At 62.3% G+C, this 20,235-nt stretch carries 21 protein-coding genes and 1 tRNA gene; 17 read left to right on the top strand and 5 right to left on the bottom strand.

The genetic code is table 11. The features are described 5' to 3' along the window. The first annotated feature begins 11 nt into the window (after positions 1 to 11). The 6 genes from ccoO (at position 12) to QZY07_RS03180 (ending at position 4,405) form a co-directional block, all read left to right on the top strand. Positions 12 to 761, top strand: coding sequence for a cytochrome-c oxidase, cbb3-type subunit II (gene ccoO / locus QZY07_RS03205; RefSeq protein ID WP_295399656.1), 750 nt, complete (start codon positions 12 to 14; stop codon positions 759 to 761). Then, complete coding sequence (locus QZY07_RS03200) at positions 754 to 969, top strand: cbb3-type cytochrome c oxidase subunit 3 (RefSeq protein ID WP_295399654.1); 216 nt, start codon at positions 754 to 756, stop codon at positions 967 to 969. The genes ccoO and QZY07_RS03200 overlap by 8 nt, the downstream gene beginning before the upstream one ends. Next, the gene (ccoP, locus tag QZY07_RS03195) at positions 956 to 1,852 is read left to right on the top strand and encodes a cytochrome-c oxidase, cbb3-type subunit III (RefSeq protein WP_295399652.1); all 897 of its coding nucleotides are present in this window, start codon (positions 956 to 958) and stop codon (positions 1,850 to 1,852) included. Before QZY07_RS03200 ends, ccoP begins: the two co-directional genes overlap by 14 nt. A gap of 347 nt (positions 1,853 to 2,199) precedes the next feature. Continuing rightward, on the top strand, positions 2,200 to 3,627 hold the full coding sequence (gene ccoG, locus QZY07_RS03190; RefSeq protein WP_295399696.1) for a cytochrome c oxidase accessory protein CcoG: 1,428 nt from the start codon (positions 2,200 to 2,202) through the stop codon (positions 3,625 to 3,627). Positions 3,628 to 3,641: 14 nt separating this feature from the next. Next, positions 3,642 to 4,151: a FixH family protein gene (locus QZY07_RS03185; RefSeq protein ID WP_295399650.1), complete on the top strand. Its 510-nt coding sequence runs from the start codon at positions 3,642 to 3,644 to the stop codon at positions 4,149 to 4,151. Positions 4,152 to 4,183: 32 nt separating this feature from the next. Beyond that, complete coding sequence (locus QZY07_RS03180; RefSeq protein WP_295399695.1) at positions 4,184 to 4,405, top strand: UPF0175 family protein; 222 nt, start codon at positions 4,184 to 4,186, stop codon at positions 4,403 to 4,405. 37 nt (positions 4,406 to 4,442) lie between these two features. On the opposite strand, the gene QZY07_RS03175 is transcribed toward QZY07_RS03180, so the two are convergent. Beyond that, positions 4,443 to 4,856, bottom strand: coding sequence for a PIN domain-containing protein (locus QZY07_RS03175; protein WP_295399648.1), 414 nt, complete (start codon positions 4,854 to 4,856; stop codon positions 4,443 to 4,445). Continuing rightward, positions 4,853 to 5,107, bottom strand: a complete 255-nt coding sequence (locus tag QZY07_RS03170; protein ID WP_295399647.1) for a hypothetical protein — start codon at positions 5,105 to 5,107, stop codon at positions 4,853 to 4,855. The genes QZY07_RS03175 and QZY07_RS03170 overlap by 4 nt, the downstream gene beginning before the upstream one ends. A gap of 297 nt (positions 5,108 to 5,404) precedes the next feature. On the opposite strand from QZY07_RS03170, the gene QZY07_RS03165 reads away from it, so the two are divergent. The 4 genes from QZY07_RS03165 to QZY07_RS03150 all read left to right on the top strand — a co-directional run bounded on the left by QZY07_RS03165 (position 5,405) and on the right by QZY07_RS03150 (position 9,519). Further along, positions 5,405 to 5,722 (top strand): hypothetical protein, encoded by a 318-nt coding sequence (locus QZY07_RS03165; protein WP_295399646.1) that lies wholly within the window; start codon positions 5,405 to 5,407, stop codon positions 5,720 to 5,722. 19 nt (positions 5,723 to 5,741) lie between these two features. Continuing rightward, complete coding sequence (locus tag QZY07_RS03160) at positions 5,742 to 8,279, top strand: heavy metal translocating P-type ATPase (protein ID WP_295399645.1); 2,538 nt, start codon at positions 5,742 to 5,744, stop codon at positions 8,277 to 8,279. Positions 8,280 to 8,358: 79 nt separating this feature from the next. After that, positions 8,359 to 8,559, top strand: a complete 201-nt coding sequence (gene ccoS / locus QZY07_RS03155) for a cbb3-type cytochrome oxidase assembly protein CcoS (RefSeq protein WP_295399644.1) — start codon at positions 8,359 to 8,361, stop codon at positions 8,557 to 8,559. A gap of 33 nt (positions 8,560 to 8,592) precedes the next feature. Beyond that, positions 8,593 to 9,519, top strand: coding sequence for a sulfotransferase (locus QZY07_RS03150; protein ID WP_295399643.1), 927 nt, complete (start codon positions 8,593 to 8,595; stop codon positions 9,517 to 9,519). 33 nt (positions 9,520 to 9,552) lie between these two features. On the opposite strand, the gene queG is transcribed toward QZY07_RS03150, so the two are convergent. Further along, a complete protein-coding gene (queG, locus tag QZY07_RS03145; RefSeq protein ID WP_295399693.1) occupies positions 9,553 to 10,602 on the bottom strand; it encodes a tRNA epoxyqueuosine(34) reductase QueG in 1,050 nt (349 codons plus the stop codon). A 146-nt stretch (positions 10,603 to 10,748) separates the two neighbouring features. On the opposite strand from queG, the gene QZY07_RS03140 reads away from it, so the two are divergent. The 4 genes from QZY07_RS03140 (at position 10,749) to mutL (ending at position 16,244) form a co-directional block, all read left to right on the top strand. Beyond that, complete coding sequence (locus QZY07_RS03140) at positions 10,749 to 12,248, top strand: NAD(P)H-hydrate dehydratase (RefSeq protein WP_295399642.1); 1,500 nt, start codon at positions 10,749 to 10,751, stop codon at positions 12,246 to 12,248. Then, positions 12,248 to 12,718: a tRNA (adenosine(37)-N6)-threonylcarbamoyltransferase complex ATPase subunit type 1 TsaE gene (gene tsaE / locus QZY07_RS03135; RefSeq protein WP_295399641.1), complete on the top strand. Its 471-nt coding sequence runs from the start codon at positions 12,248 to 12,250 to the stop codon at positions 12,716 to 12,718. Before QZY07_RS03140 ends, tsaE begins: the two co-directional genes overlap by 1 nt. Positions 12,719 to 12,929: 211 nt before the next feature. After that, on the top strand, positions 12,930 to 14,351 hold the full coding sequence (locus QZY07_RS03130; protein WP_295399640.1) for an N-acetylmuramoyl-L-alanine amidase: 1,422 nt from the start codon (positions 12,930 to 12,932) through the stop codon (positions 14,349 to 14,351). A 42-nt stretch (positions 14,352 to 14,393) separates the two neighbouring features. Continuing rightward, positions 14,394 to 16,244 (top strand): DNA mismatch repair endonuclease MutL, encoded by a 1,851-nt coding sequence (gene mutL, locus QZY07_RS03125; protein WP_295399691.1) that lies wholly within the window; start codon positions 14,394 to 14,396, stop codon positions 16,242 to 16,244. A 101-nt stretch (positions 16,245 to 16,345) separates the two neighbouring features. Here the strand turns inward: mutL and QZY07_RS03120 are convergent, their stop codons facing one another. After that, positions 16,346 to 16,531, bottom strand: coding sequence for a hypothetical protein (locus QZY07_RS03120; protein ID WP_295399639.1), 186 nt, complete (start codon positions 16,529 to 16,531; stop codon positions 16,346 to 16,348). A gap of 69 nt (positions 16,532 to 16,600) precedes the next feature. Beyond that, positions 16,601 to 17,272 (bottom strand): Bax inhibitor-1/YccA family protein, encoded by a 672-nt coding sequence (locus QZY07_RS03115; RefSeq protein WP_295399638.1) that lies wholly within the window; start codon positions 17,270 to 17,272, stop codon positions 16,601 to 16,603. Positions 17,273 to 17,487: 215 nt separating this feature from the next. Between QZY07_RS03115 and QZY07_RS03110 the strand changes: the two genes are divergently transcribed. The 3 genes from QZY07_RS03110 (at position 17,488) to QZY07_RS03100 (ending at position 20,048) form a co-directional block, all read left to right on the top strand. Continuing rightward, a tRNA-Ser gene (locus QZY07_RS03110) sits at positions 17,488 to 17,575 on the top strand. A 192-nt stretch (positions 17,576 to 17,767) separates the two neighbouring features. Further along, complete coding sequence (locus QZY07_RS03105) at positions 17,768 to 18,469, top strand: response regulator transcription factor (RefSeq protein ID WP_295399637.1); 702 nt, start codon at positions 17,768 to 17,770, stop codon at positions 18,467 to 18,469. Positions 18,470 to 18,818: 349 nt separating this feature from the next. Continuing rightward, positions 18,819 to 20,048: an EAL domain-containing response regulator gene (locus QZY07_RS03100; protein WP_295399636.1), complete on the top strand. Its 1,230-nt coding sequence runs from the start codon at positions 18,819 to 18,821 to the stop codon at positions 20,046 to 20,048. Positions 20,049 to 20,235 lie beyond the last annotated feature (187 nt).

Here is a 20,235-nt window from a genome sequence, read left to right as displayed (position 1 = left end):
GGAGTAGCGAGATGGCGAATTATCCGAAGACGAAGGTCAAGAGCTTTCAGGAATGGTTGGAAGTCAACATCTGGGGGCTGATCATCGCCACGGGACTGGTCCTGTCGGTGGGCGGCATCGTGGAGATCGTGCCGCTCTTTTTCATGAAGGAGACCTTCGAGCACGCCAAATTCCCCGAGATCGTCTGGGATGGTGCCGGCAAGGAGGTGATCGCCGCGGTCGACGACGCCGGCAAGACGCAATGGAACTGGAAACCCGGCGACGGCGTGCGGCCTTACACCGCCGTCGAGCTGGCGGGGCGGGACATCTTTCAGCGCGAGGGCTGTTATCTCTGTCATTCGCAGATGATCCGACCCTTCCGCGACGAAAAGGAACGCTACGGCCATTATTCGCTGGCCTCGGAGTCGATGTTCGATCACCCCTTCCAATGGGGATCGAAACGAACCGGTCCAGATCTGGCGCGGGTTGGTCAGAAATATTCGGACGAATGGCAGCGTCAGCATCTGCGCGCCCCGCGCTCGCTGGTCCCGGAATCCGTCATGCCGGGCTATCCCTGGCTCGACGAGTCCTATCTGAGCGCGAAAAAGATGCAGCGCCACATGCGCGGCCTGCGCACGGTCGGCGTCCCCTATTCGGACGCCGACATCGCGGCCGCGCCCGCGCTGGTCGAGGGCAAGACCGAGATGGACGCGCTGGTGAGCTATCTTCAGTCGCTTGGCACCATGGTCGCGCTCGATGATTCCAAGGTCTACCGTGAATAGCCTGCTTGAGTATTTCGACACTGACTGGCAGGCGATGACGACCAACGACTGGATCGGCACGATCCTCACCGTCGTCATCTTCCTGCTGATGATCGTGGCTTATTTCCAAGTCTTTCGTCCCAAGAACCGGGATCGTCTCGAAGCGCGCAAGCACATCCCGTTCGACGAGGACGACGACCAAAGCGGAGACAGCGATGGCGGAAAATAACCCCTTTCCCGGCGAAAACAACACCGGGCACATCTGGGACGACAATCTGCGCGAGCTGGAGAATCCGCCGCCGCGCTGGTGGATGATGGGATTCTGGGCCTCGATCCTCTTCGTGGTCGGTTACACGATCCTTTATCCAAGCTGGCCGGTCGGTCAGGAACCGACGCCCGGCATCATGGGCTGGAGTCAGATCAAGGAATACGAAAAAGGTCTGGAGCAGGTGGCGGCCATGCGCGCCCAGTTCGAGGACCGGATCGGCGGTATGACCGCCGATCAGATCATTGCCGATCCGGGCCTGAAGCAATATGCCGTGGCCTCCGCGAAGGTGCTCTTTGGCGACAACTGTTCCGCCTGTCATGGCAGCGGCGGACAGGGGAATCCCGGTTATCCGGTGCTGGCCGACGACGACTGGCTCTATGGCGGCAAAACCGCCAAGATTGCCGAGACCATCACGGGCGGGCGCAAGGGCGTGATGACGGCCCATCGCACCATCCTGACGGAGCCTGAGGTGGAAACGCTGGCGAACTGGGTAGTGCAGATGAGCGAGAGCGCTGGGGCCGGCGGCAGCGAAGAGGGTTGGGCACTGTTCAGGACGAAAGGCTGTACGGCCTGTCATGGTCAGCAGGCGAACGGTCATGTGGTCGATCTGCCAAACGGCGAGTTCGTGACCGTCGGCGCCGCGAACCTGACGGATGGCATCTGGCGCTTCGAGCCGGGCGGTTACGACAGCGCCAAGCATACGATTCTCAACGGCGTCAATCAGACCGGACTCGCGGAGACGCGCAATGCGGTGATGCCCGTATTTGGTGCGCAGGGCAAGTTGAGCGAGCAGGACATCAAAAAGCTGGTGGTCTATGTCCACGAGCTGGGCGGCGGGAAATAGGCGATTCCCCTGTCTCTTCGACGGGTAGGGGTGCGTGACGATATTGAAGTGCCGCGATGCAGAGGCGGATAACCATAAATCCTGATGTCGCTTCTGATAACGCGGCGTTCAAGCCTGCTGGGGGATCCTTTGATCCCCCTTTTTTTATGCTTTAAATCGAAGGCAAATCAGACGCTTATATTTTTGAAAAGACATGGTCAAAGCTTCTTTGTCAAGGTAACCTGTGGGCAGAACCAATGGGCCTGAACCGCGTCTCGCCACTTGCCGCCGATGACCGCGAGACGGGGATCACTGAAACCAACGCCTGTCATGTTAGACAGGGTTCAGCCGTGAAGATGGTCAAGTCGATGAGTCATCCCGATGTACCGCACTCCGCCGTCGACGCACTCTATGAAGAAGCCGATCGCTGGCAGATCAACACCGGCGGTCAGACGATTCATGCCAAGCGGATCGCCGGGCGCTGGCGGACCATCAAATGGCTGACGGCCTCGGTCTGGCTGATTTATCTGCTGGGGCCTTATCTGCGCTGGGAAGGCCGTCAGGCGGTGCTGTTCGATATCCCGAATCGTCAGTATCATATTTTCTCCGCGACCGTCCTGCCGCAGGACTTCTGGATGCTCTCGCTCCTGCTGCTGTTCTTCGCGATCCTGCTGGCCGTCATGACCGCGCTGGTGGGGCGTGTCTGGTGCGGATTCTTCTGCTTCCAGACGGTCTGGACGGATATTTTTACCTGGATCGAGGAAAAGCTGGAAGGACCGCCGCCCGCGCGCCGTAAGCTCGATCAGGCACCGATGAGTCTGGACAAGCTGCGTATCAAGGCCATCAAACACGCACTCTGGATCCTGATCGGCTTCCTGACCGGCTTCAGCTTCGTTGCCTGGTTCACCGACGCCCCGACACTCTGGCGGGCTTTTTTCGTGGGCGAAGCCAGCGGCACGGTCTATGTGACGGTTGCCCTGTTCGCGGCGGGCACCTATATCCTGGCGGGCTTTCTGCGCGAGCAGACCTGCTTCTGGCTTTGTCCCTATGCGCGCATTCAAGGGGTGATGCTGGACCGGACCACCATCGTCCCGACCTACGACGAGCAACGCGGCGAGCCGCGCGGTCGCGTCAAGCGCGGCGAGACCGAGGACCATCGCACCACCGGCGACTGTGTCGATTGCAATCAGTGCGTCGCGGTCTGCCCGACCGGGATCGATATCCGCGAGGGCCAGCAGGAGGGCTGCATCACCTGCGCGCTTTGTCTCGATGCCTGCGATCAGGTGATGGACAAGGTCGGGCGACCGCATGGCCTGATCCGCTACGCCTCGCTCGACGAACTCGAAGGGCGTCCGACCAAGGCATTGTTGATGCGGCCCCGTGTCTGGGTCTATGGCGCCATCCTGTTGCTGGCCCTCGCGGGCATCGTTTACGGCTTTACGGCGCTGGCACCCATCGAACTCAAGGCGCTGCATGAACGCGCCCCGCTGTTCGTCCTCTTGAGCGATGGCTCGATCCAGAACAAATACACGCTGAAGATCCTGAACAAAGTGCCCGAGCCCCTGTCGGTGACGATCAGCGTCTCGGGGCGCGATGACATGACGCTGGTCGGTGCCGAAAAACCCGTCATCGCCGAGCCGGGCGGGGTGACGCCAACGGTGGTCTTTGTCAAGATCCCCAGGCGATCACTCGCCGCGGAACAACAACCGATCGTTTTTCATGCCGAGGCAACACGTTCTTCCGGCGCTCTGATCGAGACCGAACGCGAGAGCGTCTTCGTTGGTCCACGGCAATAAAGGTACAGATAAACATGACCACGCAAGCCAAATTGACGAACACCCCGGCCCTACGTAATCCCTGGATCATCGGCTGGCTCGGGCTGGTGGCCACGGTGCTGATCGTGAATCTCATCATGGTTTATTTCGCGGTCTCCACCAATCCGGGGCTGGTGAATGCCGACTATTACGATCGCGGTCAGGATTACGAACAGACTCTGGTCTCGCGTCAGGCGCGCGATCCCAACTGGACCCTGCGGGCCGATATCCCGAAGCCACTGCGAGTTGACGAGGCGGACATGATGCGGGTCGTTCTGGTCGACAAAGCCGGCCAACCGGTCGAGGCCGACGCGGTCACTTTCCATGCCTATCGCCCCTCGGACGCCGCGCGCGACTTCTCCCTGCCGATGACGCGCGAGGACCGGGGGCGCTATGCCGTCAAGGCCGCCTTCCCGCTGATCGGCGTCTGGGACACCCTGATCGCGGTGCAATCCGGCGCGGATGAGTACAGCATCGGCGAGCGGGTGACCGTGGACGGCAATTGACCGATCCGGGTGGCCATGACTGACCGGACGAAATTGTCCATGCCACCCACCTGACTCCGTCGGAGATCAAGCGCGAGTTGGCGATTCTTCTCTTCGAGCAAGACCGTCTGACGCTGGCGCGGGCCGCTGCGCTGGCGGACATGCCCTGGCTGACCTTTCAGCACCTGTTGGCCAGTCGAGGCATTTCGCCTCACTACGATGTCGCCGAGTTCGAGCAGGATCTGATCGCATTGCAGCAAACGGAAATGCCCTGAGAGGGTGGTCAGCAACACCTCGCCGATCATCACGCTGCTATAACAGCAGATTCGTAAACGGCTGGGTATTTTTCCAGCGGTAAGCGTGAAAATCTCGGCGATCCGTGCTGAGAATACGCCCGTGATTCAAGGCTTCAGCGAGTAGAACCAGAGAGGCGTCGGCCAAGTCCATTGGTAAATCGGCATAGGCATTCATGAGTTTATCCAGGCGTTCGGCATGAGACAGGTGGAGGTCGAAAACCGTGAAAACGCCTTGCCGATAGAGCTCGATAAATTTAAGTTGCGCGATCGTCCCTCGGCGCTGGAGAAGTAAATGACAAACCTCCGTCATGACCGGCCACGTGGAGATCAAGGGCTCTTGTAGCGCCGCGAAGGTTCGCAAGGCCAAGGTGTGGTGGTCGTCGCGTGGATTCCCCAACGCAACCCAAAAGCCTGTGTCGGCGATGATCACCGTTTGTTCGACCAATCGAGTCTGTTTTTATAGGTCGCGGAAAAATCGGGCTCCGCCTCGAAACTGCCGATAAAACCGATCTCTTTCGCCTTGTTTAACGCCTCCTGGCCGATCAGGACATGTGACGGCGACATGCTTTCATGCACGAGCGGCGACACGATCACCTCGACTTCCTGACCGGCAAACTCGACTGCGGGAAGATGCAACATACCATCGGCGGCAATACGGGTTGTCAGATGCAGGCTTTTCATCGGTTTTCGACCTTGTATTGACAAAACGTCAGGATTTTCCGTGTGTCGCTCGCCTCCCAAAGGAACAGCGCGGCGTAGAGAAAAGGCAATACCTTGTCTCTACCCACCAGCCAGCGCCAGCAGTTCCCCGGCATCGACATCGGTGTCTGCTGGGGTTCGTTCCTCATCCCAGCGACGGCCCTGAACTTCGTCGGTTGGGTTGGCGCGGCATGATCGACGAACTCTCTGAATGCAACAGCGTACACTAGTACAGCATTGACCGCCGCTGGATTGCGATTTTTTAACCGAATAAAAGACATGAAAATGATCAAGTTCGATCTGCCCATCGATGGCGTGAAAGTGAAGAACATCGAGGAATTGCGCGAGCATTTCACCATTGAGATTCTGGATCATTTTCGCAGCGGTTTGCTGGGCAAGTGGCTGGCTTCGCGCCGGTTGCAGGATGAGTTGGCGGCGGTGCAGGCGCTGGATAAACTGGATGATCATGCATTGCTCAAGGGGTTGTGCGGGGTGTTTGGCGTGGAGGCCGATGATCTGGTAATTGCCGAGATATTGAAAGAACCTGCCACCGCATCGAGCGGAAATCTATTGATGAAGATCAAGCCGGCGTCGTGAAGACAAGAAGGTCTACAAAATGACCCTGGCCGAACCAGCCGCTGTCTGCTTTCACTGCGGCCTGCCGGTCACGCCAGCGACGCAGGTGATGGCGCCTATGATCGCCGGACAGGCGCGCGCCTTCTGCTGCACGGGCTGCCGGGCGGTGTGCGAGGCGATCCATGCCGCCGGTCTTGAGGGGTTTTACCGGCGCACCCCGGCGGGAGACGTGTTCGGCCCGCCGCCGGATCCGCCGAAAAATCTCGCACTCTATGACCTGGACGCCGTTCAGGAAGAGTTCACCGATGTCGCCTCGAAGGCCCGCGAGATCAATCTGCTGGTCGAGGGCATCCACTGCGCGGCCTGTGTCTGGCTGATCGAGAAGGGGCTTGAAACCCTGCTCGGCGTGGAGGATGCGCGGGTCAATCTCACCGGGCGGCGGCTGCGCGTGCGCTGGGACAACGGGCGTCTGCAACTCTCGCGCATTCTCCAGCGGCTGGCCGACATCGGTTACGCCGCCGCCCCCTTCGATCCCGACTCCGCCGATGGCGCGTTGAGCCGCGAGAACCGCAGCCTGCTGTTTCGCCTGGCCTGGGCCGGGTTTGCGATGATGAATCTGCTGTGGATCTCCATCGCGCTCTACAGCGGCGCCGACCGGGGCGAATTCCGCGAACTCTTCCACTGGATCGGCTTTCTGCTGGCCACGCCGACCATCCTCTACTCCGGCGCGCCCTTTTACCGAGGCGCCTGGTCGGGTCTGCGCGGCGGTCATCTGAGCATGGATCTGCCGATCGCCATCGGCGTGACCGTCACCTATCTGTATTCGCTCGCCGTCACCCTGGGGGAAACCTTTGGCGGATCGGCGACTGGCGCGGTCTACTGGGACACGGTCGTCAATTTTCTCTTCGTCATCCTGGTCGGTCGCTATCTGGAGGCGATTTCGCGGCGGCGCGCGGTCGCCGCGACCCAGCGTCTGCTCGATCTCCAGCCCAAGGTCGCGACTCGTCTCCGGGAGGGCGAGGAGGCCGTGGTTCCGGTGCGTTCGCTCCAGATCGGCGAAACCGTGCTGGTGCGTCCCGGCGAGCGCATCCCGGTCGATGGCGAGGTGATCGCCGGCCAGGGCAGCGTGGACGAGTCGATGCTGACCGGCGAATCGCGCCCGGTCTCCAAGATCCAGGGCGAACGGGTGTCGGCGGGAACCATCAACGGGGCTGGAGTTCTGACCGTGCGGATCACCGGTCTGCTGCGCGAAACCGCGCTCGGGCGCATCATCCGGCTGGTCGAAGAGGCCCAGGCCAGCCGCGCGCCTATCCAGCGTCTGGCCGATCGTATCGTGCCCTGGTTCGTGGCGGCGACCCTCGGGCTCGCGGCACTGACCTTTATCCTTTGGATGGGCACGGATATTGAGTTTGCGCTCATGGCCGCGACCGCCGTGCTCATCATCACCTGTCCCTGTGCCTTCGGCATGGCGACCCCGATGGCGATTGCCGTGGCCTCCGGGCGCGGCGCCGAACGCGGCATCCTCGTCAAGAATGGCGCGGTGCTCGAACGGCTGTCCTCGATCCGGCATTTCGTGTTCGACAAAACCGGCACCCTGACCGAAGGCCGGCCGGTGGTGGTGGGCGCCTCGCTGCTTGTCGTTCCGACGACGCAGCCCGTCGCGGCCTGGCGCGAACTGGAGTGGGGCGGGGAAACCGTTCCGACCCTCACCGACGACGAGCATCGGTTGCTGCGCCAACTCGGCGCGCTGGAGCGACTGTCCGAGCATCCGGCGGCACTCGCCATTCTGGAACTCTGCGCGCGTGCCGACATCGGTCTTGCCGGCGTGGCGGTGGATGCGGTAGAGGTCGCGCCTGGACTTGGGATTGGCGGACGGGTCGAGGGGGCGCGGGTCGCGATCGGCAGCCGAGACTGGCTGATGCGCAACGGCATCGTCATGGCGCCGGCGGAGCGCGAGGAACGCGCGGCGAGGGACGATGAAGCGGGCCAAATCCATTGCGCCGTCGACGGCCGCGAGGTGCTCCGGCTGCGCATTCAGGACCGGCTGCGACCGGGTGCCGCGTCCCTCGTCGGACGCTTGCGCGGGCAGGGCATCCGCGTGACCCTGCTGACCGGCGATCGCCGCGCGGTCGCGGAGCGCATCGCCGCCCAGCTTGGCGATATCGATCTGATCGCCGAGGTGCTGCCCGAGGATAAGGATCGCGTGATTGCGGATTTTCAGTGCCAGGGCCAGCGGGTCGCGATGGTCGGCGATGGCGTCAACGACGCCCCGGCGCTGGTGCGCGCCGATGTCGGCATCGCCATGGGCAGCGGCACCGATGTCTCCATCGCGAGCGCCGACATCGTGCTGATGTCGAGCGAGCTGGAACGGGTCGCCGAGGCGGCGGAACTCTCCCGGCGCACGCTCCGGGCCATCCGCCAGAACATCGGCATCTCTATCCTTTACAATCTCGTCATGGTGCCGCTCGCCATGGCCGGGTTCGTCACGCCACTCATCGCGGCCGTCTCGATGCCGGTCAGTTCGCTGGCGGTGATCGCGAATTCGGCGCGGATTCGTGCATTCCAAAAAACCGCTTGAGCGATCGGGAAATCGCTCAAGCGGTTTTTGGCATCGGTTTGGGAGGATGTTGTGTTTCCCTCAGAGATAGGTTGAAGCAATGGACGTGATCTATGGTTTGATACCTGGCATGTTGATTCTGGGGATCGCCGCCGTCGCCGTCCTGTTCTGGGCCGCCCGGAGCGGGCAGTTCGATGATCTCGATGGCGACGGGCAGCGGATCCTGATGGACGAGGATGAACTCGATCAGCCTCGCCGCCCGGATACCGAGCACGACCATCGTGCGGAAAAGGACGATTGAGTCAACGTTTGTGCCAATAGGACTTCTTCGGTTATGAAAAATGTAGTGCTTTTATCGTCGTCGTATTCCGGCTCAACACTCTTAAGTATGCTGGTGTGTTCACATCCGAATGTGATCGGGTTCGGCGATACTTACAATTATCAGTTCGTCGACCTTGACGATACGCGCTGTACCTGTGGCGCGAGTCCATCCTATACGTGTCCGATACGGCTTGAAATCGAAAACCGGATGCGGACTTCAGGGGCAGACTTTGAATGGCTGACATCCAATCCAACGCCTATTTTCGATTTTCTGCGCACCAATAGAAACGCCATCAGTCTCTCCAGAAAGGCGGCGTGGGTTCCTCTCTTTCGGTCGCTACCCGATTCGGCGAGATTGCGGGTACTCTCCGATTATTATCGTGAAAATAAAATTTTCATGGCTGCGTTAGCGAAAATCGGTGATTACAGCCATTACTTCGACGGTTGTAAAACCCTTTTAAGATTAGAACTCTTGCGCACGATATTCCCGGAGACCAAGGTTGTTCACCTGATTAAAAACCCCAATGCGTATCTTCATTCGTTCCTCAAGCGAAAACAGCGTCACGATCATGGCATCGTCAACGGTTGGTTCCGATACAACGCGAGCGCCCACGAATATCGAGAGATTCTGGGTCCGGAAAACTATCTGCTGGTCACCTTTGAGGAGCTGACGAAAAAGCCGGAGCAAGTGCTTCAGGAAATTGATCGATTCATGGGCGTGCCGGAACGAGAAGGATCCGTCGAACAATGGATGGACATGGGAAAAATCCATGTGATTGGCAGCGAAACCAAGAACTTTTTCAGACAGGTCGACGAGAAAGCGCCGAAGTGGAAAACGGATCTCAACGCCGGGCAACTCGCTTACATCAAAAAACGTGTCGCCGAAACAAGCTGGTTGCATCCCGTCTTCCCCGACATGAGTTCGATCCACCCGCATTGATCGCGGCGACGGTTGACCGGCCATTGCGTGGCATCACCCATTGCGCTGGTTCAATCCCCATTGAACATGCTCCCGCACGAGCGGATTCGGGTGGTTGACCTGTAAGCGAAGCGCGTTTTTCGCCTCGGGAGCGTTCGGCGTGTTACCGAGCGCGACGGCCAGGTTACGCAGCCATTGCGCATGGCCGATCCGCCGCATCGCCGAGCCCTCGGTGCGTCGCAGAAAGGTCGCCTCATCCCAGGCGAAGAGCTCGATCAGGGTCGCGGTATCCAGGCCGTGACGAGGACGAAAATCCGTCTCGGCCGTGGGCGTCGCAAAGCGATTCCAGGGACAGACGAGCTGACAGTCGTCGCAGCCATAGATCCGGTTGCCGATCAGTGGGCGCAGCGTCTCCGGGATGCTGCCGCGATGTTCGATGGTCAGGTAGGAAATGCAGCGTCGCGCGTCCAGTTGGTAAGGGGCGACGATGGCCCGCGTCGGGCAGATGTCCAGACAGGCATGACAACGGCCGCAATGATTCTGGATTGGCGCATCGCTGGGGAGCGGCAGGTCGGTGTAGATCTCGCCGATAAAAAACCAGGATCCGGCGCGCGGATGGATCAGGTTGGTGTGTTTCCCGATCCAGCCCAGCCCGGCCTTTGCGGCCAATGGCTTTTCCAGCACGGGCGCCGAATCGACGAACGCCCGATAACCGAAGGGTCCGACGTCCGTCTGGATCCGCTCCGCGAGGCGTTGCAACCGTTGTCTCAGAACCTTGTGATAATCTCGCCCCAGCGCATAGCGGGAAATCAAGGCGCGCGCCGGATCGCCCAGCGCCTGCCGCGGGGCTTCGGGCGACTCGGCCAGATAATCCATCCGCGCCGAAATGACGCTTAAGGTGCCTGGCACCAGCTCCGCCGGGCGCGAGCGCCGGACGCCGTGTCGTCTCATATACTCCATGTCGCCCTGATATCCGGCAGCGAGCCAGGCGAGCAGATGCGACTCGGCTTGTTCAAGATGGGTGTCGGTGATGCCGACCTGCTGGAATCCCAGTTGCCGGCCCCAGCTTTTGATGCGAGTTGCCAGTGTCCGAGCCGAAGCGATCGGTTCGGCAAGGTGGCGGGGAGACAGCGGGGCCTGGGGGGTGGGCAATTTCACGTTTGCTCCGGCGTTTGACCGCGACCTGCATCAGGCCGCCTGATTGACATGCGAGAGCCCAAATCGGAGTGCTTGATCGAATGATACGCTTGATGCCAGACAGGAATCGCCTTCCTCATGCGCTCTATCGCACCGAGCAGATACGTCACCTGGAGCGTATCGCGATCGAGGAATATGGCATCGCCGGACTCGAATTGATGAACCGCGCCGGGGCCGTCGCCTATCGGATGCTCCGCGCCCGCTGGCCGCAGGCGCGGCGGCTGACCGTCCTGGCGGGTGTCGGCAACAATGGCGGCGACGGTTTTGTCGTCGCCCGGCTGGCGCTCGCCGATGGCCTATCGGTGCGTGTGCTGCAACTGGGCGAGACGGAGCGTCTGCGCGGGGAGGCCGCCGAGAGTTGTGCGGCGTATCGTGCCGCAGGTGGCATTCCTGAAGCGTATCGGGGATGTCCGCGCGATGCCGATCTGATCGTCGACGCCTTGCTCGGGACTGGCCTGGAACGCCCGGTCGAGGGCCTCTGGGCGGAGGCCATCCAGGCCATCAACGACCAACGAGCGCCCGTGCTCGCACTCGATCTCCCCTCGGGGTTGCAGGCCGATACCGGCCGTGCGCTGGGCGTGGCGGTGCGCGCCTCGGCGACGGTCAGCTTCATCGGTCTCAAGCCGGGGCTGTTTCTCGGGGATGGGCCGGACTGTCGCGGCGACCTGCGTTTCAGCGCGCTCGACATCCCGGCCGCGGTCTATGCGCGCGAGATCCTCTCGCTACGTCGCATCGATTGGGACCAGCAGAGGCGGTCGCTCGGACCTCGTCCGCGCACGGCCCATAAGGGCGACTGCGGGCATGTGCTGATCGTTGGCGGCGCCCCCGGCATGTCGGGCGCCGCGCGTCTAGCGGGCGAGGCGGCGCTGCGCGCCGGGGCCGGACTGGTCACGGTCGCCACGCATCCCGATCACGCGGCCTGGCTCAACCTGAACCGTCCGGAGCTGATGGTGAGCGCAGTGACTGGACCGGAAACGCTGGAACCCTTGATCGCGCGGGCGGATGTCGTCGCGATCGGGCCTGGATTGGGCCGCGCGGACTGGGGCAGGCGGCTGTGGCAAAGCGTGCAAGACAGCGCGAAACCGCTGGTGGTCGATGCCGATGCGCTCAATCTGCTCGCCGAGACGCCGGCGAGGGGATCGGATTGGGTGTTGACGCCGCACCCCGGCGAGGCCGCGCGGCTGCTCGGGGTCTGCGTGTCGGAGGTGGAGCAGGATCGTCCGCGCGCCGCCCACGAACTTCAGCGGCGCTTTGGCGGCGTGGTGGTGCTCAAAGGCGCCGGTACCCTGATTCAGGGCGATGCGCCGCGTCCGCCGGCGGTCTGTAGCGACGGCAATCCCGGGATGGCGACGGCGGGTTCGGGCGATGTGTTGACCGGCGTGATCGCGGCCCTGCGCGGCCAAGGGTTGGACGCGGAGGATGCCGCCCGCGCCGGGGTCTGTCTGCATGCGGCGGCGGGGGATCGCGCGGCCTTGCAGGGCGAGCGTGGACTGATCGCCGGCGACATCGTCGATTCTTTACGGGCGGTCGGCAATGGCATCGAGGAGGCTTGATGGAGATTCGCTTAAAGGATCCGGAGGCCCAGCTTGCCTTTGGCGCGCGTCTCGCCGCTTTACTGCCACCGGCCTGCGTGATCTATCTGGAAGGCGATCTTGGCACCGGCAAGACGACCCTGACGCGAGGCATCCTCCGGGGGCTCGGTCAGCGCGGTGCCGTGCGCAGTCCGACCTATACCCTGATCGAGCCGTATCAGGTGTCGAGCGGTCCGGTCTATCACCTGGATCTCTATCGTTTGGCGGATCCGGAGGAGTTGGAATACCTCGGACTGCGGGATCTCATGGGCGAGAACGCACTCTGGGTGATCGAATGGCCGGATCGCGGTGTCGGGATGTTGCCGGCGGCCGATCTGCGGATCATGATCGAGTCTCTCGCCGAGGGACGCCGCCTGACGCTGTCGGGCGGGACCGCAGAAGGTCGCGCGATCGTCTCCGCGCTGATCGATGCGGAGAATGCCGGCGCGTGACAGAGGTTGCACATTGGCGACAAACCCTGAAAACGAGTTGAGAAAAGGCTCCTAATCGTCGGATTCATCTTGGAAAGATATCCGCGCAACTGCTATCTTAATAAGACGGCGTCCGGGATGACCCGCCTTGTCGGGGCATCGGCCCGGCCTCGCCCGAACCAGCAAGCGTCGTCGCTGACGCGGTTTCTTGAGATTGCACCGAGACGGCACCGTGAACAGGCTCATCGTCCTTCTTCTGCTACTGATCTCCTTGCCCGTCGCCGGTGATCCGGCGTCGGTCGAGTGCACGGGCGTCTCGACCGAGGCGGGGAAGACACGTCTGATTCTTGCGACGACGACCTCGGTTTCCCATCAGGTCTTTACCTTGGATGGCCCGGATCGGGTGGTGATCGATATCGCGGACGCTCATCTGGTCGGCAAGCTGCCCGAGGCCACGACCCAGGATCCGACCCTGATCGGTCTGCGTAACGGCGTGCGCAATCAGGCGGATCTGCGCATCGTCCTCGATCTCAAGCATCCGGTTCGGATCAAGAGCTTTTCAACGCCATCCGCGGATGGCAATGGACAGCGGCTGTTTGTCGACCTGATCCCGAAGGGGAACGCCAACTCAAGCGATGACCTGCACCGAACGACCGCTTCAACCGCAACGGCAACTTCTCCGACGGCGCCCAGGACGGGTGTCTTGCGGACCGCCGTCATTGCGATCGATGCGGGACATGGCGGAGCGGATCCGGGCGCGCTCGGACCCGCGGGCACCCGCGAGAAGGATGTCACCCTGGCGATTGCCCGCAAGCTCGCCAGCCTGGTCGATAAAGAGCCGGGGATGCGTGCCCTGATGATCCGCGATGGCGACGATTTTATCGGTCTGCGTCAACGCATCCAGAAGGCGCGGGAGCACAAGGCGGACGTTTTCATCTCGATTCATGCCGATGCCTTTAACAATACCGATGCGCATGGTTCTTCCGTCTACACCCTGTCGAATGTCGGCGCGAGCAGTGAGGCGGCGATGTGGCTGGCCGACCGGGAGAACAGCGCGGACCTGGTCGGCGGTGTCGACATCTCGGCCAGCGACGATCTACTCGCGACCGTGCTCCTGGACATGACTCAGAATGCCACCATCGAGCACAGCACCGAGGTGGCCAGCGCGGTGCTTTCCTATCTGGGAGCGGTCGGCGACATGCACCGGAAAGACGTCCAGCGGGCCGGTTTCGTGGTGCTGAAATCACCGGATATCCCGTCGTTGCTGGTCGAAACCGCGTTTATTTCAAACGCGGACGAGGAAAAGCGATTAAAGAGCAATGCTCATCAGCAGCGGCTCGCCCAAGCCATTCACGCGGGCGTCAAGGCATATCTCAAAAAATACCCGCCACGGGGACTCCAGACCGTGGCCTCGGTCGCACCCACAACGGCGGGTTCGACGCGCTCGGCCAGTACCAAGGTACCCTTGATTCAGGCCTCGGCGAGCAGTCGCCCCACCGAGACGCGCGGGTATGTCGTCAACTCGGGAGATACCCTGTCCGGGATCGCCAAGCGCCTTCGGGTCAGTCTGTCCTCGCTGAGGGCGGAAAATGGACTTGAGGAAGGCGATATGATTCACGCCGGTCAGGTTCTCGCGATTCCCAAGGATTCCTGAGCGAACGTGCCGCGCACCGCCGGGCCTGTTTTCAGCGGTTTCATGTTCAGTCCGATCCGTCTCCTCTCCAGTCATCTCGTCAACCAGATCGCCGCCGGCGAGGTCGTCGAGCGTCCCGCCTCCGTGGTCAAGGAGTTGATCGAGAACAGTCTGGACGCGGGCTGCGGACGCATCGACATCGAGGTGGAACAGGGCGGGGTCAAGCGTCTGCGGGTGCGCGACGATGGTCGCGGCATCCCGCGCGATCAGCTCGCCCTGGCGCTCGCGCGGCACGCGACCAGCAAGGTTGCGGATCTGGCGGATCTCGAAGCGGTCGCCACGCTCGGTTTTCGGGGCGAGGCGCTGCCCAGCATCGCCTCGGTGAGTCGTCTGACTCTGACCTCGCGGGCCGCGCTTTCCGAGGCTGCGGCGGATGACGATGGCCGCGCCTGGGAGGTCACGGTCGGTGCCGACGGACAGGTTGAGGATCCGCGTCCCGCCGCCCATCCGGTGGGGACGAGCGTCGATCTCCGCGACCTCTTTTTCAATACGCCCGCGCGCCGCAAATTTCTGCGCAGCGACAAGACCGAGTTCGGTCATCTGGAACAGGTCGTTCGCCGCATTGCCCTGGCGCGACCCGACATCGGATTCCAGTTACGCCATAACGGGCGTTCGGTGCTGGACCTCGCGGCGGCCAACGGGAATGCGGCGGGCGTCCTGAATCGCCTGGACCGACTCTTGGGCAACGGCTTTTCCGCCCAGTCGCTGGCGCTCGACGAATCGGCGGTGGATCTGCGGCTGCATGGCTGGGTCATGCGTCCGGCCTTTTCGCGCAGTCAGGCCGATCAGCAGTTTTTCTATGTCAACGGGCGCATGGTCCGCGACAAACTGGTCACGCATGCCGTGCGTCAGGCATTCAGCGACGTGCTGCACCATGGCCGCCATCCGGCCTACGTGCTCTTTCTGGAGATCCCGCCGCGGCTGGTCGATGTCAACGTCCATCCGGCCAAGCACGAGGTGCGCTTTCGCGAAGGCCGGCAGGTGCATGACTTCCTGTTTCGGTCGCTGCAACGTCGTCTGTCTCAAGGAACCCTGGGCGCGTCGCCGGCCTCCGCCGGTACCTTCGGCGGGTTGTCAGCGCCCGCGGGGGAGGGCGAGCGGACTGAAGCGGATGTCCGCGTGGCCTCCCGGCCATCGCGCCCGTCGACGCTGTCGCTCGGCATTGGCGATACGCGCGGGCGCTATCGGGCCGATCAAGCCTTTCAGCGACCGCTGTCCGACGCCGGCTTGCCCAACACCGCAACGCCTGTCCCACATGGCGACCCCGAGATCCCGCCGCTCGGCTATGCGCTGGCGCAGCTCAACGGTGTCTATCTGCTCGCGCAGTCATCCGACGGCCTCATCGTCGTGGATATTCATGCCGCGCACGAACGCATCGGTTACGAGCGGCTCAAGACCGCCTGGAAGGATGGACGACTGGTCCGTCAGCCACTGCTGCTGCCACTGACCGTCCAGGTCAGTCCACGCGAGGCCGACTTGCTGGAGACTCAGTCGCGCACGCTCGACCGTCTCGGTCTGACGATCGAGCGGCTCGGCGTGGACAGCCTGGTGGTGCGGGAAGTGCCGGCCCTGTTGCGGCAGGCGGACATGGAGCGCCTGGTGCGCGATCTACTCGCGGATCTGGCCGAGCACGGTCGCAGCGGGCGGGTCGACGAGGCGATCGACGCCGTGCTGGCGACCATGGCCTGTCATGGCGCCGTGCGGGCCAATCGTCGCCTGACCCTGGACGAAATGAATGCGTTGCTGCGCGAGATGGAAGCGGTCGAGCGGATCGATCAGTGCAACCACGGTCGTCCGACCTGGGTCCGGGTCAGTCACGACGAGTTGGATCGGCTGTTTTCGCGCGGACGCTGACCGGTATCGCCGCTGCATAGCCGTGTCTGCTCGGATGGACAAACGCTCCGCGCGATAGAGTGACCGTTGAAATGCGCGCGAGTTTGGGGGTTTGTCCGCTCTCAGCGGACCGCCATGATCAACACGATAACAAACAGAACCACGGCGCCAAGCGGCAGGATAACCGCCTGCCAGTCGCCTTTCTGAGCCTTGGGGCCATTCTCCTGCCAGTGCTTGTAGACGGGCCAGAGGTAGAAAAGCATCAGCACCAGCAGCGCGGCGGCGGCGATCTTCAGGAACAATTCCATGCTGTCCTCCAGGGTGAAATAAAAACCCCGGCGCGGGGCCGGGGTTTTTGGTCATGCGTCAGCGGTCGTTCAATCGTCGCCGCCCATGATTCCGAGAATCTGCAACAGGCTGATAAAGATGTTGAAGATGCTCAGGTAGATGCCATAGGTCGCCATGATGTAGTTGGTTTCCTCGCCCCGCGCGATCCGGCCCGTGTCGAACAGGATGAAGCCGCTCATCAGCAGAATGATGGCGGAGGAGATGGCCAGCGACAGCGCGGGCATCTGCAGGAAGAGGTTAGCGATGATCGCGATCATCACCACCATCATGCCAGCGAAGATGAAGCCGCCCATGAAGCTGAAATCGCGCTTGCTGGTCAGGGCATAACCGGACAGACCCAGGAAGATGGTGGCGGTGCCGCCGAAGGCGAGACCGACGGTTTGCGGTCCATTCGGCAGGGCCAGATACTGGGTCAGGATGGCGCCGAGTCCAAAGCCGAGCAGGCCGGTGACCAGGAAAATCACCCCGATGCCCGACGCGGAATTCGCGGTTCTGGGCAGCACGAAAATCCCGAGCACCATCGAGACGATCACGGACGCCAGATAGGTCCATGCCGGCATGGCCAGCGCAATGGACAGCATGGCGGTCAGCGCGCTGAATCCCAGCGTTGCGGACAGCAGCAGATAGGTGTTCTTGAGGACTTTGTTGGCCGAGATCGCCCCTTGGGCGTCACGGACGACTGAAATACCTGGATTAGCCATGTGGTTCATTCCTCGCTTGAGCAAATAACGATTGGGTGGTGACCGAGTATGAGACCCGTCGATACGGGTGCGGTTCCGAAAGCATACCTGATGATTCAGCCGGCGCAAGACATCATCGATGTTGGGCAAAGGCTCGGCGTGCGGTATGATGCAATGCTTAAACTATGGGCGATTTGGATGGAGCCAAGGGTTTCCCTTGAGTTTTCGCAATGCCCGGAGAGGTGGCTGAGCGGTCGAAAGCGGCGGTCTTGAAAACCGTTGACTCGCAAGGGTCCGGGGGTTCGAATCCCTCTCTCTCCGCCAAATACAAAAAACAATTTCACTTCAATCGCTTGAGTAGATAAGCTTTAAGCGCCAGAGAATAATCACTCATCACTGCGACAGAGATCCTCGCGCCATTACGCCCGGGATCGTCCTCTGTTGCCTTTGTCGCCTCTGTCAAATCGATCCCCGCCCGAAGCTTGCGTGTCGAAAGCGCGTCCATTCGAGATCGCTGTGTCGTCATCGATCAACATCATTATCGTCGAAGACGATCCGCTCCTGGCCAACGTCATGCGGCGCTGTCTGGAAGCCGATGGATACCAGGTCGCCGTCGCCACCTGCGGGACCGAATTGCGTCTCCAGTATCGCTCGCATGGCGCCGAGCTGGTGCTGCTCGATCTCAATCTGGGCGCCGAGGACGGAATGGATCTCGCCCGCGAACTGGCCGCGACGACGACGGTGGGGCTGATCATCGTCAGCGGACGCGCCGATCTGCGGGATCGCGTCGAGGGACTCGACGCGGGCGCCGACGACTATCTCATCAAGCCCGTGGCGCTCGCCGAGCTGCGCGCGCGCGTCCGGGCGGTGCTGCGCCGCCACGGTCAGGCCCTGGAATCCGATGGCCGGTTGCGGGCCGGGTCGGCGACGCTGGACTTGCGGACACGCCGGCTCTGCCACGAGGGCGGCGAAGACGTCTTTCTGACGGAAACCGAGACCCTCATCCTGGCCGAGTTGATCCGCCATCAGGAGCGCTCGATCAGCCGCGCGAGTCTTCGGCGGGGAACCGATTGGAGCCCCCACGATCGTTCGGTCGATGTCCATATCGGGCGCATCCGGCGCAAGTTGCGGGAGGCGAACCTTCAGGAACTGACGATTCTGCCGATGCGCGGTCACGGGTACCGGCTGACCGTCGAGCCATCACCCGCGATCCCGTGACGTTTTCCAGGACGCGTAACCGTTTTAGCCCCTGCTGGGAACGAGGGCGTCCCGCCCTCGTTTCAGCCTGACGTGGAGGGCGGGACGCCCTCGCTCCAAGGAAAGGGCTAAACGCATACCGGCGCGCAGGCGCGCATCCGGAACGGATTTCACGCTTTCAAGACCCTTTACAAACCTTTACTTGCCTTTGTCGCTATCCGGCAGATGTAATATGGATCGAGAAGCCTGACCATCCGCCGGTCGGTGTCATTGTGTTCGCGTTTTATGCGGGGCTTGATGCGCACCGACCGCGCCGGCGCCCCCATCCTGTTCGATCTTTTCGCCGCCCCTTTTTTGGAGATCGGTCTACATGCATATTCTGTATCTCGATGACGAACCTCGCATGGAGTCCACGTTGCGACGTTTGGTGCAGCGTCAGGGACATCGCTTCGAGTTCTGCACATCGATCAAGGCGTGCAAGACCGCCGTGGCCGCCAAGGTGCCGGATCTCTTGCTGCTCGATCTCGGATTGGGGCAGGAGAGCGGTCTCGATGTGATCGAGTGGCTGGCCGATGAACAGATCGCTTTGCCGGTCGTGTTCCTGTCGGGATACGGCGACGATCTGCTCGACACCGCGCAGCGGATCGCGAAGGCGCGCGGCGTTGAAATCCGTGGCCTGGTCTCCAAGGCGCTGCTGGCGAGCGATCTGCTGCCGCTGCTCGATCCGCCGCCCGTGCTTCCGCCCGCCGCCCAGCCTCCCGAGCGCCAGCCCGGCCCGGCCGACGCCTCGCTCATCCGGCTGGATGCCGCCATGCTGGCCGAGCGCATCGCGGCCGGCGGCGTGGAGCCGGCCTTTCAACCCATCGTTTCCTTGGTGGATGGGAGTCCGTGCGGCGTTGAGGTGCTGGCGCGGTTGCGCCTGGCGGACGGTTCCCTGATGAACGCCGCCGACTTCATCCCGCTGGCCGAGGCAACCGGTTTGATTACGCCGATGACGAAGGCGCTCTTGCGTCGGGTCATCGCCCTCAAGGAGCGGCTGCGGCCGCTGGAGCTCAACTTTCTCGCGGTGAATCTGTCGCGCGTCGCCCTTGAACGGGGTGAGGTCAGCGACCTGTTGCAACCGCTCGTGACCGGACTCAAGGACTGCTGTCGCGTCACCGTGGAGGTGGCTGAAACCACGGTCTGTCACGACCGGCGCTTGTTACAGACCGCCGCCGCCCAGATTCAACTGCTGGGCGCGTCGCTGGCGATCGACGATTTTGGCACCGGTTACGCCTCCCTGCGCGACCTCGCGGAGTTTCCCGTCAATACCCTGAAAATCGATATCAGCTTCGTCTCGGAGATGTTCGTCTCCATGAAGGCCATGACCGTCCTGCTGGCGATCATTGGGCTCGGTCAGCGTCTCGGCCTGAAGATGATCGCCGAGGGCGTCGAGACCGAGGCCCAGCGCGACCTGCTGTTCAGCGCCGGGCTGGAATTCGCCCAAGGGTATCTGTTCGGCCGACCCGGCGAGCTAGCGGCGATCGAGCGGCTGGTCGCGGCGTCGCGCTTGAGCGCCAGCGCCTTCGACGCCTTCGACGTCTGCGATCTTCAGGCTTGAGCGATAAGGCGATTTCCAGGAAAGCGCCGATCCAGAGGGTATCCCTTCGTGGAGAGCATGAAGCCGTTCGCCGCCTCCTGCAGCCGTTCGTGGCGATCCTGAGCGGCGCCGCAGGGTCGCACGATGAACGGCGTCAGCGCCGAGCCTGAGGATTCCCCGTTCGTCCCCTTCGACAAGCCCGGACAGG

Origin of the sequence: uncultured Thiocystis sp. (assembly GCF_903866365.1) — a bacterium.
Classification (GTDB): domain Bacteria; phylum Pseudomonadota; class Gammaproteobacteria; order Chromatiales; family Chromatiaceae; genus Chromatium.
The sequence above is the reverse complement of the archived record's forward strand: the minus strand, read 5'-3'. Positions and strand labels throughout refer to the sequence as shown.